We start from the raw sequence: 13,665 nt of genomic DNA, 5'->3' as shown, positions 1-13,665 counted from the left end.
ATGCCGGCTCAGCTTATGCCGGTTATTGTTAATAAATCGGCAAATCAACTCAGGATTGAAGCACAATTCCCGCCTCTTTCATCTGGTCAAGGGCTGCCTGCAGCGAGCCATCCAGATCAATCGCCCGGCAGGCGGAGAGGTCAACGGTCACCTCAAACCCAAGCCGGGCAGCGTCCAGCGCCGTGAAGGCAACGCAAAAGTCGGTGGCAAGCCCGGCCAGGGCCAGCCGCGTGATGCCACGGCTGCGCAGGTATCCTTCCAGTCCGGTGGGCGTGGTCCTGTCGTTTTCGAAAAAGCCGGAATAGCTGTCGATTGCGGGGCGGAATCCCTTGCGGATGATCAGGTCGCCATCGGTGCGCAGATCCTTGTGGAAGGCCGCCCCGCCGGTGCCCTGCACGCAGTGATCGGGCCACAGAACCTGGGGGCCATAGGGCATCTCCACCGTGTCGAACGGGGCCTTGCCCGGGTGCGCGGAGGCGAAGGAGGAATGACCGGCCGGGTGCCAGTCCTGGGTCAGAATCACCGTGTCAAAACGGTCCATCATGGCGTTGATGGGGGCGACCACCTCGTCCCCGCCGGGCACCGCCAGCGCCCCGCCCGGGCAGAAGTCATTCTGCACATCCACAACGATCAGGGCCTGGGTCATCGGCAACTCCTTTGCTGGCTTGCACAATTTGTAACGGGACAAGTGCCGCTTGGGAACTCCCGCTGGACGTCGGCGGGCTGACGCAGGTGAAAACATACATGCAAAGCCCTTGTTTTATTGGCCCCGCGCAGGCGGTTCTTGGTCTTGAAAACCGCGCGCCATGGTTCTAAGGCCGGGGCATGTACACGATTGCTGCCCTCTATCACTTCACCCGTTTCCCCGATCCCGCCGCGATCCGGCCGGCGCTCCTGGACCTGTGCCGGGCGCAGGATGTCAAAGGCTCGCTGCTGCTGGCGCAGGAGGGGATCAATGGCACCATCGCAGGCCCGAGGGCCGGCATAGATGCGGTGCTCGCCCATATCAAATCCCTGCCGGGCTGCGCGGGTCTGGAATGGAAAGAGGCCACTGCGGCAGAGCCGCCCTTTGGCAAGATGAAGGTGCGGCTGAAGAAAGAGATCGTCACCATGGGCCAGCCGGACGTGGATCCGCTGGCCTCCGTCGGGCATTACGTCGAGCCGGAAGAATGGAACGACCTGATCCGGCAGGACGATGTGGTGCTGATCGACACCCGCAACGATTACGAAGTGGCAATCGGCACCTTCGAGGGCGCGATCGACCCCAAGACAGAAAGCTTCCGCGATTTCCCCGCCTGGTGGGAGGAGAACAAAGACCGCTTCCACAACAAGCGTGTTGCGATGTTCTGCACCGGCGGCATCCGCTGCGAGAAGTCGACCAACTACCTGCTGGGACAGGGGGTGGAGGACGTCTATCACCTGAAGGGCGGCATCCTGCGCTATCTGGAGGAAATGCCCGCGGAAAACAGCACCTGGGAAGGCGAATGCTTTGTCTTCGACAACCGGGTGTCGGTCGGCCACGGGCTGGTCGAAGGCCCGCATGAGCTGTGCCACGGCTGCCGCCGCCCGATCCTGCCGGAGGACAAGGCGCGGCCCGAATTCGAGCAGGGCGTTTCCTGCCACCTGTGCATCGATCAGACCTCGGAAGAGGACAAGGCGCGGTTCCGCGAGCGGCAGAAGCAGATGAAGCTGGCGCGGGAGCGCGGCGAGGATCATCTGGGCAGCATCCCGCTGTAAGCCTGAGCCTGAAAACAGACATTCAATGGTGCTGCACCTGTTCGGCCGCCTTGCCGCATTGCGGTGAGCGGCTGCCCGGGCAGGCAGGCGCGTGCCTGCCGCTTATGCGACGGGGCAATGGCAACGGCCAAACCTGACAAAAAAAGGCCGCTGCCCGGATGCGCAGCGGCCTTTTCATGTTTGTCACGGGCAGTCAGCGTCAGTTGCTGTTCAGGCCCAGATAGCTGCGGGTGCTGGCCAAGAGGCCCTCGCCATGCGCCGGGGCCAGCAGGCCTGCGTGATCCTCGCCTTCGGCTGCGGCCATGTCGGGCAACTGGTGGGCGATGCCCTTGTGGCAGCTAATGCAGGTCTTCTCGCCGGTGAACAGGAAGCGCTCATGCGCGTCCGCCGCCCGCTTGGACTGGCGGGTGATGTCCATCGACTCGTCCGAGTGGCAGTTGCGGCATTCCAGCGAGTCATTCGCCTCAAGCCGCGCCCATTCGTGCTGCGCCAGTTCCAGGCGGTGCTCCAGGAACTTCTCCCGCGTGTTGATGGTGCCGAAGATCTTGCCCCAGACCTCCTTGGAGGCCTGCATCTTGCGGGCGATCTTGTTGGTCCAGTTGTGCGGCACGTGGCAGTCCGGGCAGGAGGCCCGCACGCCGGAGCGGTTGGAATAGTGGATCGTCGGCTTCAGCTCCTCGAACACGTTGTCGCGCATTTCATGGCAGCTGGTGCAGAAGGCCTCGGTGTTGGTGACTTCAAGCGCGGTGTTGAAGCCGCCCCAGAAGATGATCCCCATCACAAAGCCGCCCATGGTCAGGAAGCCGAGCGAGAAATAGGCGCTGGGACGCCTGATGATCCACCAGAGCCGTTTCAGGAAAGCAATCATCAGTCCGCCCCGCCCTGTTTGGAGTGGACGTAATCCAGCACCTTGTCGACATCGACGAACTCATTCTCGACCAGCGGCCGGGCGTTGGTCTGCACCACATGGCACTGGGTGCAGAAATAGCGCCGCGGGCTGACCGCGCCGAGGGTCTGGCCCTCGCGGTTCATGAAGTGGGTGACCGAGATCATCGGTGCCTGGCTGATCTCCACAGCGGTGCGGCTGTGGCAGGTCAGGCATTTGTTGGAGTTCAGATCGACCTGGTAGTTGTCGGTCTTGTGCGGGATCAGCGGCGGCTGATCCGGGTAGTTGCGCACCTGGCGGATGTCGGTGTTGACGATGCCGGGGATCTGGGTGGCTTCGCCCTCCTGTTCCAGCGGCACGCCGTTACGCAGCGTGGACACCTGGGTTTGGGCGAAGGCCGTGGTGGCCAGAAAGACCGGAACAGCCAGGACGGCGAGACGGAGATGTTTCATGACGGGCCTCACACTGCTTCGATACGGACTGCGCATTTCTTGAAGTCCGTCTGTTTCGAGATCGGATCGGTGGCATCCAGCGTGACCTTGTTGATCAGCCGGCGCGCATCGAACCAGGGCACAAAGACCAGCCCCTTGGGCGGCTTGTTGCGGCCGCGGGTTTCCACGCGGGTGCGGATTTCGCCGCGCCGCGAGATGATCCGCACCTCGGTGCCGCGCCTAAAGCCCTGGGCCTTGGCGTCGTCGGGGTGCATGTAGCAAAGCGCGTCAGGCACCGCCTGATACAGCTCCGGCACCCGCTGGGTCATCGAGCCGGAGTGCCAGTGCTCCAGCACGCGCCCCGTCGCCAGCCACATCGGGTATTCATCATCCGGGCTTTCCGCCGGCGGCTCATAGGGCAGCGCAAAGATCACCGCCTTGCCGTCGGGCTTGCCGTAGAATTCATAGTCCGCGCCGGGTTTGACGTAGGGGTCCGAGCCTTCCTTGAAGCGCCAGCGGGTTTCCTTGCCGTCCACAACCGGCCAGCGCAGGCCGCGCACCTCATGGTAGGTGTCGAACGGCGCAAGGTCGTGCGCCTTGCCGCGGCCGAATTCTGCGTATTCCTCGAACAGGCCCTTCTGGATGTAAAAGCCGAAGTCCTCGGATTCGTGGTTGCCGTATTCGCGGGCCTTCTCGGACAGCTGGTATTTGTCGACCTTGCCGTTGGCGAACAGCACCTCGAACAGGGTCTTGCCCTTGTACTCGGGGTTGGCGTCGAGAATTTCCGCCGGCCAGACCTCATCCGTGGTGAAGCGTTTGGAGAATTCCGCCAGCTGCCACAGGTCGGATTTCGACTCACCCGGCGCGTTGACCAGCTGGTACCAGAACTGGGTTCGGCGTTCGGCGTTGCCGTAGGCGCCTTCCTTCTCCACCCACATGGCGGCGGGCAGGATCAGGTCGGCGGCCTCTGCCGTCACGGTCGGATAGGCGTCCGACACCACGATGAAGTTGTCGGGGTTGCGGTAGCCCGGCAGCCCTTCCTCCATCATGTTGGGGGCGGCCTGCATGTTGTTGTTCACCTGCACCCAGTAGCAGTTGATCTTGCCATCCTTCAGGTCGCGGTTCTGCTTCACCGCGTGGGAGCCGACCCAGCCCGGAACGGTGCCTTCGGGCAGTTGCCAGATCTTTTCGGCATAAGCGCGGTGGTCCGGGTTATTGACCACCATGTCGGCGGGCAGGCGGTGCGAGAAGGTGCCCACCTCGCGCGCGGTGCCGCAGGCCGACGGCTGGCCTGTCAGCGAGAACGGCGAGTTGCCGGGGGTGGAGATTTTGCCGGTCAGCAGGTGGATGTTGTAAAGCAGGTTGTTCACCCAGACACCGCGGGTGTGCTGGTTGACGCCCATGGTCCAGAGCGACATCACCTTGGTGTCGGGATCGGCGTAGAGCTTGGCGATCTTCTCCAGCGTCTCTGCCGGGACGCCGGACATTTCCGCCGCTTTTTCAAGCGTGTATTCGGACACGAACCCGGCGAATTCCTCAAAGCTCATATCCGTTGCGCCGCCGGCCTTATCGGCGTTGGCGGCGGCCTGCTCCAGCGGGTGTTCAGGCCGCAGGCCATAGCCGATGTCCTGATTGCCGCGCTTGAAGTTGACGTGCTTGGCGACGAAGTCCTTATGCACCGCATCATTCTGGATGATGTAGTTGGCGATGTAGTTCAGGATCACCAGGTCGCTGTGCGGCGTGAACACCGCCGGAATGTCCGCCAGGTCGAAGCTGCGGTGGGTGAAGGTCGACAGCACCGCCACCTTCACATGCGGATGGCTGAAGCGGCGGTCGGTGATGCGGGTCCACAGGATCGGGTGCATCTCCGCCATGTTCGAGCCCCACAGCACAAAGGCGTCGGCGTTCTCGAAGTCGTCATAGCAGCCCATCGGCTCGTCGATGCCGAAGGTCCGCATGAAGCCGCCCACGGCAGAGGCCATGCAGTGGCGCGCGTTCGGGTCGATGTTGTTGGAGCGGAAGCCCGCCTTCATCAGTTTCGACGCGGCATAGCCTTCCCACACGGTCCACTGGCCGGAGCCGAACATGCCGATGCCCTCGGGGCCTTTCTCGGCCAGGGTTTTCTTCCACTTCTCGGCCATGATGTCGAAGGCTTCGTCCCAGCTGACCGGGGTGAACTCGCCGTTCTTGTCATATTCGCCGCCCGTCTTGCGCAGCAGCGGCGTGGTCAGGCGGTCGGCGCCATACATGATCTTGGACAGGAAGTAGCCCTTGACGCAGTTCAGGCCGCGGTTGACCTCTGCCTGGGTGTCGCCATGTGTCGCGACCACCCGGCCCGCCTTGGTGGCGACCATGATCGAACAGCCGGTGCCGCAGAAGCGGCAAGCGGCCTTGGACCATTTCAGCTCGGTCAGATTGGCGTCGGTGACAAGGTTCTGCGCGGCCGCGGGAATCGGCAGCCCGGCGGCAAGGGCCGCGGCTGCAGCGGCCTGCGCCTTAATGGCGTCACGGCGTGTAAGTCCGGTCATTGGGGGGTTCCTTCCTGAAGGGCGAGTTCCTGGGCATCACAGGTCTGATGGAAGACAAGCGCCGCGCTGGCGACGCCGTCGAGAAGCTGGATTTTGGCCAGGGCATCGCCAATGGCACGATCACTGTCCGCTTCGAACAAAACGATGATTTTGCCCGAGGGATCGGTTTGCGAGATTTCGGCGTTGGGCATGGATTTGATGGTGTCCAGCACGGCCGCCATGCGGGCCGGGTTGCTGCGCACCAGCAGGCTGGAAATATGAAGCTCGTTGTTCACCCGTGGCTCCTTTGCTGGCGGGGGTCGCGGATCGCGATGGCGTCGTTGGGGCATGTGGCAAGGCAGGCGCCGCAGCCGGTGCAGGCATCCGCATCAACCAGAATGGCGCCTGCCGGGCGGACCGACAGATCCATCCGCAGGGCGCGCGGGTCGCAGATATCGGTGCAAAGCTGGCAGGTAATGCCCGCAGCCAGCAGGCAGCTGCTGCCGATGTCCACGGTCACCGGCCAGGGCGCGGGCTGCGCCAGGTCGAACACGGGTTCCGGGCAGGCCTCGGCGCAAGCCGCGCAAAAGATGCATTCGCCGCCGTGGAAATTGATCCGCGGGCGGCCCCGGCTGTCGCATTCGATAACCTCTTCCGGGCACGCCTCCACGCAGGCATTGCAGCTGGTGCAATGCGCCTGCACCCGCGCCTCGTCGGTCCAGGGCGGGCGGAATTCAGGCTTGGGCCTGGCGACCCGTCCGGTCAGGAAGGCGCGCCGGGAAGGGGCTGTGCTGGCATGGGCTGGCATCGGCCTGGCCTCTTAACCTGCGGGCGGGCCCAGGAAGATCTGGGAGATCCAGATAATCAGGCCGTAACCGCCGACAATTCCCACCGCCAGAACCGGCGCGAGGATGACGGCGAGAAACAGGAAAGTGTTCCGCTCTTCGGCTTTGGTTGGCTGTTCGGACATATGCGTCCTCCTTGGCTCACGCTTTCTCAGCGGAACACGCCAGCCAGGAAACGATCATCTCAGATGCTGCTTTTCCAGGTCAGTCGCGCTTCGCTGGACCGGAGAATGCGAAGGACCGGCGCCCGGCACCTTGATCTGAGTCATTTTCTAAGTGGTTGATTTGGAAATTCAAAACATTCAAATAATCGAAAGTAAGAGTTAGTTGACGAAGCGCAAACTCTTCCGCTGCTGGTTGTTAAGTATTTCCAAAAGTAGAGACGCGCTGCGGACAAAGCGGCCTGACGGGCGCCGGCCCGCCGCCGCAGCCGCCGCCTGACCACGAACCGAAGCATGTGCCCGAAGGACCTCAGCTGAAGGCCGCGGGAAAGCAGAGACAGCTATACCCGAGCCACGCGAACCGCCTTGGCGGATCAATTTGACTGCGCAAAACCGCTTGGCTGAGGCGAGCCCGTTACCGAAGTCCTGAGCCTAAACGCCGATCGCCGCCGCGTTTCAGGTATCGCTTACAGTGTTGTTCTGTTTGGCAAGGAAGCGGACCAGACGCACCAGGCGACTGCCTGAGAATGGTTTTTCCAGAACTGCGACCTTGCCCGTCCGGTGCCAGGCCTCCGGTACTGCGGCGGGACTTGCCGTGGTGACGATGACACCGGCAAGACCAGCGGAAGTCTCCAGCGCTTCGTCGACGAGCGAGCAGACCTGATGTCCTCGCCCGAGATCCAGATCGGTGATCAACAGGAACGGCTCTGCCCGTTGCGAGATGAGCTGCCGCGCATCCTCTTGCGACGCGCAGTCCGTGACGTCGCACTTCAGGCGTGTGAGACTTTGAAGGGTCGCGGCGCGCACCTCGGGATCGTCTTCGAGAAGGACAATGCTCACCCCGTCAAGCGCGGTGGTCCCGACCGGCGGACCTGGCAGCGCACCGGGCTGCCCCTCGATGGTCTCCGCCAGCGGCAGCGGCAACGAGAACCGCACGCCACCCGCCTCGGGCCGATCAATCGTCATCCGGCTCTGCATCGCCTGCGCAAGGGCAAAGCAGATCGACAGGCCCAGGCCATAACCAGCCCGGCTTGGCCTGGGACCGGACATATCCGGTTTGCCGCCATCCAGAACAAAGCCGGGCCCATCATCTTCGACCGTGATGGTGCAGCTTTCCTCTCCTGTATCGCAATGAAGTCTGATTTGCCCGCCGCCCGCATACTGGATCGCATTGGCAATCAGGTTGCCCAGGATGCGGTAGAGGGCCTGAGGGTCGCCCAGCACGCAGAGGCCGGATGAGGGCTGCGTGATGTCCAGAGTTGCGCCAGCCAGTTCGGCACGTTTGCCGAACGCGGCCTGGATGCGTCCGAACAGTTCGGCCAGCCGGATCGGCTCCTGCGCCGCGGTAAAGGTTCCGGCCTGCAGCTTTGACAGGTCGAGGATCGAATTGAACAGCTGCATCGTTTCCTGCGTCAGCCGCGCCAGCTGATCCAGGGTTTCGCACGAGGCGGCATCCAGCGCGTTGCGGTCGATACCGCCGATCAGAAGCCCCATGGCGTGCACCGGCTGACGCAAATCATGGCTGGCCGCGGCCAGAAGCTCTGACTTCGACCGGTTGGCCTCCTCCGCCTCCAGCCGGGCGTCGCTGGCCAGCCGGTTCAGCGCGACAAGACGGCCCTCGCGTTCAGCGATCGTTGCGGTCAGGTTCGAAAAGGCCGCCTCGATCAGGGTGATCTCATTGCGCCCGACCGGATCGGGTTCGCGGCCGCGCCCCTCGTACGAGCGGATGCGCTGGGTCAGTTTCTGCACCCGGCCGACCACCTGCTTGTCCAGGAAGGTGTAGATGAAGGCGCTGATCGTCGCAAAGACCAGGAAACTGATCAGGATCAGGTACATGTTCGTCCGGACCAGAGACAGGATGGCGTCGCCGCGCTGGTTGGCCCCGGAAATCAGGCGCGAGGACATGAACCGGGTGCTGTCGGCCAGGCGATAGGACAGCTGGATATGGTTCTTGAGCCGTCCGCGAAGCACGGTTTCCGTTTCCAGCAGGGTTCGGCGCATCGCCAGCATCTCGTGCCCGATCGCCGCCAGCGGGCGGGTCGGATCCGGGGCGAGCAACGCGTCAAGCCGCTGCCCCAGCCCGTGAAGCTCGCGCGTCAGGTTCGCGGCATCAAGTTCCTGACGCCAGAGCAGGAAGGCCAGCCGCGCGTCCGTGCTGGCGGGCGCCCTGGTTGCCCGGTCCGACAATGCGGTCATCCCGGCCTGGCTGCGCAGGCGCAGGGTGTTCAGTGCGACCAGGCTGTCCAGGTTCCCGGAAAGCTGGGCCAGAGCGGTTTCGATATCGGTATATTCGCCGGGCCGCAGGGTAAAACCGCTCAGGTCACGGCTTTGCCGTTCGATCGCGTTAAGCTGATCCTGAAGCTGAATGAGGGTGGTGGCGGCGGCAATCTCGGTGTCGGCGGATACCAGCAATCCGACCAGGCTGGTCAGCCCAAGGATCTCGGCGTTCAGCCGGGTTGCCACGGTCGCCTGCGGCAGGTCCTCGTCGACCAGCCGCTCGAATTCCCGGCGAAAGGTCTGGGCGCCGTAGACCGAGACAAAGCCGATGGCAAGCGCCCCAAGAGACATGCAGAACAGCGCCAGAAAGACGATCCGCCCGACACTGACCTGCACCCTTCGCATCATGGCGGTGTCATCGGCAGCGGATACATCAGGCCGCCGTCCGTCCAGAGCGCGTTGCGCCCGCGCGCCATCCTCAGCTCCGACCCGTCGCCCAGATTGCGGCTGAAGATGTCGTCGTAATTGCCGACCTGGCGGATCACATCCGCGCCCCAGGTGCCGGCCACGCCCAAATCGGCGCCCGCAGGCAGGGGAAGGCGGGCAATCTCTGCCGGGCCGCTGGTCTGTCCGATCCCGGCTGCCTCGGCGACCAGGGTCAGGTTGATCACCCAGCGGACGATCTGCTCCCATTGCCGGTCATCCTCGCGCACGACCGGTCCCAGCGGCTCGTTTGCGATCTCGTCCTCGAGCAGGACAAAATCGTCGCGATAACCGGGGCGGCTTGCCATCATCGCGGCAAGATCGCTGCCATCGGCGGTCACCGCCTCGCATTCCCGGCCAAAGAACGCCCGCCACCGTCCCGCCTGCGAGGCGTATTCCTGAATGCCGATGCCGCCGCCCAGACTGTCGATCCTGTGGCGGATGTTGGTGATGCTGGTGGTGCCGGAATTGGCGCAGACCGTCTTGCCGGCCAGATCCGCCAAGGTGCGGGCGCCGGTATCGGCATAGACCAGCACTTTCTGGCTGTCGTAAAAGGTGATGGCCGGGAATTCGAGCGCGGCGTTCACGTCCCGGTCAAAGGTAAAGGTGGTGGTGCGAAACAGCACGTCCACCTCGCCGCGGGCCAGAACCTCGAGCCGGTTCAGGCTGTCCAGCGGAACAAATTCCACCGCCGTCGCATCGCCCAGCATGGCCGCCGCGACCGCGCGGCAGAAATCGACGTCGAACCCGGTCCATTCGCCATCATAGCGCAGCGTTGCAAAACCCAGATCATCGCTGCCGACACCACACAGCAGATAGCCGCGATCCCGGATCGCGGCGCCGGTATCGCCCTCGCCAGCCTGCGCGCCCAGCGCCCCCGCCAGCCAAAGACCAAGTGTCAGCGCGCTGCGAAACCGCATCACCGGCCCTCGATCTCATCTGCGGTAATGCCCTGCGCGAACAGCGCTGCGGTCAGGTCGCCCTGAGTAATGTTGAGATCGACGATGTCCTGCACGACCGGTTTTCCCCTGTAGCTGACCGGCAGGCCACAGGCCCGCAGCATCAAGATGTCATTTGCCCCATCGCCGATGCAACAGGCCATTTCCGGTCCGATACCCAAGGCGGCGCATTCGGCCAGCAGCACCTCGCGCTTGGTCTCGGCGGTACAGACCGGCAACGTGAGCGCGCCGGTCATGACGCCCCGCTCGATCACCGGATTGTTGGCCACCACATGATCGAACCCGCAAAGCCGGGCGGCCTCTTGCGCAAAGATCCCGTAGCCGCCGGTCACCAGAACCGTGCGGGCGCCTGCTGCGCGCATGGTCTGCACCAGCGCCCGGGCACCGGGGGCCAGCCGGATGCGCTGGCAGAGCGCCTCGAGCTGGGCCAGCGGCGTTCCCGCCAACAGCCGGGTGCGTTCGGCAAGCGATTGGGCAAAGTCGAACTGGCCCGCCATGGCACGGGCCGTGATTGCGGCGACCTCGGCGCCTTGGCCGCGGTCCTCGGCCAGCAGATCAAGCATCTCGTCGAGAATGATCGTCGCTTCCATATCCGCCACCAGCAACTTGCACTTGAACGGATTGCCGCGCAGAAAACAGATATCCAGTCCCTGTTGCGCGGCCAGCTCGCGCAGCCTGGCCCGTTCGCCTGCTGGTTCCCCAGGGGGCGGCAGCATATCGATCATGTAGGCCGATGAAGACGCGGCCATCGCCCCATGCGCCGCCCCGGCAGAGGCGTCGACATAGCTGACAAAGCCGGCGGAACTGGCCGCGCTTGCGCCGTTTCGGCCCGGTATCACCAGAAATCTCGTCATCGTGCACTTCCTCTCCTGCCCTGAACGCCTCAGGTATGACCCCATCGCGGCGAATGACCAATACGCCTGAATGACGAGATCACGCGGGGGGCGGAGCGCCGGAGCGGGTCTGGCAAGATGTTGATAACAAGGCGATAAAATCTCCTTCATTCGGAAGGACTAGTCCTTTTGTGCCGAGTTGGGCGCTCGGTCAGGGCCCGAAACCCGCCCGCCTCGTCCCTCAGGCCAATATCCCCACAGCGGGCCTCTACCTAGTCTCGCTCTCCAAGCCGGCCGGTGCCCGCAACAGGGCCACAGGGCCGCGCGTGACGCAGAACTGGGAGGATAGAATGGGGAATAAAGAAACACTTGCGATCCTGGCGACAGCAGTTGCCACGATGGCGGCCAGCGCCCATGCGGGCAAGCTGGAGGATGTCCGGGCCGCGGGCGAACTGGCCTGTGGTGTCAGCGAAGGCGTGCCGGGCTTCTCGAATCCGAACTCCGAAGGGGTCTGGACCGGTCTGGACGCGGATATCTGCCGCGCGGTCGCGGCAGCAACGCTGGGCGATGCAAACGCCGTGCGGTTCGTGCCTCTGGCCTCCAAGCAGAAGGTGCTGGCCGTTTCCAGCGGCCAGGTCGACATGACCTCGCGCACCACCACCTGGACGATGAAGCGCGACTCGGCCGAGGGCGTCGATTTCACTTCGGTCGTTTATTATGACGGTCAGGGCTTCATGGTGCGCGCCGACGCCGGTGTGACCAGCGCCAAGGAACTGGACGCGGCGACGGTCTGTCTGACAACCGGCACCACGACCGAACTCAACATGGCCGATTTCGCCCGCGCCAACGGTCTGACCCTCGAACCGGTGGTCTTTGAGGGCAAACGCGAGGCGGTCGAGGCCTATGCCTCTGGCCGGTGTGACGCCCTGACCACGGATGCCAGCCAGCTTGCGGCCTTTCGCGCTGGCTTTGCCAGTCCGTCCGACCACAAGATCCTGCCCGAGATCATCTCGAAAGAGCCTCTCGCCCCGTTTGTCGCCCATGGCGACAACCAGTGGAAGGATGTCGTGACCTGGGTCGTCTACGGCCTGATCACCGCCGAGGAACTGGGCGTCACCCAGGCCAATGTCGCGGATATGGCGGCAAGCTCGGCCAATCCGGACGTTCAGCGTCTGCTTGGAGCGTCGGGTGATACTGGCGGGCTCCTTGGGCTGAGCAACACGTGGATGGCCGACGCGATCAGCGCGATCGGCAATTACGGCGAGATCTATGAGCGCAACCTGACGGCGACGCTGGGTCTGGAGCGCGGCGTGAACGCGCTGTGGAGCGATGGCGGCATCCTCTACGCGATGCCGGTTCGCTGATCGCGCCGATCCTCGATCTGAAACGCTCACGGTCGGCCCTTGGGGTCGGCCGTCCTCTGAAACAGATTGGTGAATCCTGATATGCCTTCATCCAAGAAAACGGCAGCCTGGTCCCCGGGCTCACTCCTGTCGCAGGGAGGGGTATTGGTCGTTGTAATCGCGATCCTTTATGTCCTGTTCTCCAACACGCAGGAAAATCTGGCCATCCGCGGGATCGAGAGCGGGTTCGCCTTTCTCGGGCACGAGGCAGGCCTGCCCATCGGCGACAGCCTGATCGACTATTCCCCGACCCGCAGCTACGGATACGCCTTTCTGGTCGGGATCCTGAACACGCTCTTCGTCTCGGTCCTGGCCATCGTGTTCTCGACCCTGCTGGGGATCGTTATCGGCGTCGCGCGTGTGTCGCGCAACTGGCTGCTGGCCAGGGGCGCGGCCATCTATGTCGAGACCCTGCGCAACCTGCCGCTGCTGCTGACGCTGTTCTTCATCTACACGGTGGTTCTGGCCGCGTTGCCGCATCCGCGCGATGCCATTGCGCTGAGCGACGGTGTCTTTCTGTCCAAACGCGGATTCTACCTGCCGCGGCCGGTTGCCGAAGACGGGATCGGGCTGTTTCTCGGGGCCTCTGCCGTCGCGCTGGTTCTGGCGGTGATGTTCTGGCGTTGGGCCAAATCCTACAAGGTGCGCACCGGCCGTTCGGTGTCCGGGCTTCGCGGTGCGCTGGCGATCTTCCTCGCCCTGAGCGGGCTCGCCTTTCTGGCCAGCGGTCAGCCCCTGACCAGCGAATTGCCGGTCTACCAGGGCTTCAACTTCAAAGGCGGTCTGTCGATCAAACCCGAATTCGCCTCGCTGCTGATCGGCCTGGTTCTCTACACCGCGGCCTATGTCGCCGAGAACGTGCGCAGCGGCATCCAGTCGGTTCATGCCGGCCAGATCGAAGCGGCCAATGCCCTGGGTGTTTCCAGCGGCGTGGTGACGCGGATGGTCCTGCTGCCGCAGGCGCTGCGGGTGACCATCCCGGCAACCACCAACGACTATGCCAGCCTGGTCAAGAACAGCTCGCTCGCCGTGGCGATCGGCTATCCCGACATGGTTTCGGTCGGAGGCACGATCATCGGCCAGAACGGTCAGGCGATCGAAATCATCGCCATGTGGATGGCGGTCTATCTGACCATCAACCTCATCATCTCGCTGGGCATGAACATGCTGAACGCCCGTGTGCAGCTTGTTGAAAGGTAACGC

The 13,665-nt window shown here is 63.7% G+C and carries 13 protein-coding genes; 3 read left to right on the top strand and 10 right to left on the bottom strand.

Features of this window, described 5'->3' with window-relative positions; translation table 11 throughout:
* Positions 1-49 precede the first annotated feature (49 nt).
* Entirely contained in the window at positions 50-646 is a 597-nt protein-coding gene (gene pncA, locus DAEP_RS0116020; protein ID WP_027245359.1) for a bifunctional nicotinamidase/pyrazinamidase, read from the bottom strand.
* 179 nt (positions 647-825) lie between these two features.
* Between pncA and trhO the strand changes: the two genes are divergently transcribed.
* A complete protein-coding gene (trhO, locus tag DAEP_RS0116015; protein WP_008556670.1) occupies positions 826-1,737 on the top strand; it encodes an oxygen-dependent tRNA uridine(34) hydroxylase TrhO in 912 nt (303 codons plus the stop codon).
* Between the two features lie 199 nt (positions 1,738-1,936).
* Here the strand turns inward: trhO and DAEP_RS22815 are convergent, their stop codons facing one another.
* The 9 genes from DAEP_RS22815 to serB form a co-directional block, all read right to left on the bottom strand.
* Positions 1,937-2,605, bottom strand: a complete 669-nt coding sequence (locus tag DAEP_RS22815) for a NapC/NirT family cytochrome c (RefSeq protein ID WP_008554939.1) — start codon at positions 2,603-2,605, stop codon at positions 1,937-1,939.
* Positions 2,605-3,075, bottom strand: a complete 471-nt coding sequence (locus DAEP_RS0116005) for a nitrate reductase cytochrome c-type subunit (protein ID WP_027245358.1) — start codon at positions 3,073-3,075, stop codon at positions 2,605-2,607. Before DAEP_RS0116005 ends, DAEP_RS22815 begins: the two co-directional genes overlap by 1 nt.
* Positions 3,076-3,083: 8 nt before the next feature.
* Positions 3,084-5,582, bottom strand: coding sequence for a nitrate reductase catalytic subunit NapA (gene napA / locus DAEP_RS0116000; protein WP_008555344.1), 2,499 nt, complete (start codon positions 5,580-5,582; stop codon positions 3,084-3,086).
* Positions 5,579-5,857, bottom strand: a complete 279-nt coding sequence (locus DAEP_RS0115995) for a chaperone NapD (protein ID WP_008554334.1) — start codon at positions 5,855-5,857, stop codon at positions 5,579-5,581. The genes napA and DAEP_RS0115995 overlap by 4 nt, the downstream gene beginning before the upstream one ends.
* Positions 5,854-6,369 (bottom strand): ferredoxin-type protein NapF, encoded by a 516-nt coding sequence (gene napF, locus DAEP_RS0115990; RefSeq protein WP_027245357.1) that lies wholly within the window; start codon positions 6,367-6,369, stop codon positions 5,854-5,856. The genes DAEP_RS0115995 and napF overlap by 4 nt, the downstream gene beginning before the upstream one ends.
* A gap of 12 nt (positions 6,370-6,381) precedes the next feature.
* A complete protein-coding gene (gene napE, locus DAEP_RS0115985) occupies positions 6,382-6,531 on the bottom strand; it encodes a periplasmic nitrate reductase, NapE protein (RefSeq protein ID WP_008553292.1) in 150 nt (49 codons plus the stop codon).
* A 492-nt stretch (positions 6,532-7,023) separates the two neighbouring features.
* On the bottom strand, positions 7,024-9,192 hold the full coding sequence (locus DAEP_RS0115980) for an ATP-binding response regulator (protein ID WP_027245356.1): 2,169 nt from the start codon (positions 9,190-9,192) through the stop codon (positions 7,024-7,026).
* Positions 9,189-10,187 carry an amino acid ABC transporter substrate-binding protein gene (locus DAEP_RS0115975; protein ID WP_245595106.1) on the bottom strand — a complete coding sequence of 333 codons (999 nt, stop codon included), beginning with the start codon at positions 10,185-10,187 and terminating at the stop codon, positions 9,189-9,191. The genes DAEP_RS0115980 and DAEP_RS0115975 overlap by 4 nt, the downstream gene beginning before the upstream one ends.
* Entirely contained in the window at positions 10,187-11,080 is an 894-nt protein-coding gene (gene serB, locus DAEP_RS0115970) for a phosphoserine phosphatase SerB (protein WP_027245354.1), read from the bottom strand. Before serB ends, DAEP_RS0115975 begins: the two co-directional genes overlap by 1 nt.
* Positions 11,081-11,409: 329 nt before the next feature.
* Between serB and DAEP_RS0115965 the strand changes: the two genes are divergently transcribed.
* The gene (locus DAEP_RS0115965; RefSeq protein ID WP_036760755.1) at positions 11,410-12,423 is read left to right on the top strand and encodes an amino acid ABC transporter substrate-binding protein; all 1,014 of its coding nucleotides are present in this window, start codon (positions 11,410-11,412) and stop codon (positions 12,421-12,423) included.
* 144 nt (positions 12,424-12,567) lie between these two features.
* Positions 12,568-13,662: an amino acid ABC transporter permease gene (locus DAEP_RS0115960; protein WP_245595105.1), complete on the top strand. Its 1,095-nt coding sequence runs from the start codon at positions 12,568-12,570 to the stop codon at positions 13,660-13,662.
* Positions 13,663-13,665 lie beyond the last annotated feature (3 nt).

The sequence above is a fragment of the Leisingera daeponensis DSM 23529 genome, from assembly GCF_000473145.1.
Lineage (GTDB): Bacteria > Pseudomonadota > Alphaproteobacteria > Rhodobacterales > Rhodobacteraceae > Leisingera > Leisingera daeponensis.
The sequence above is the reverse complement of the archived record's forward strand: the minus strand, read 5'-3'. Positions and strand labels throughout refer to the sequence as shown.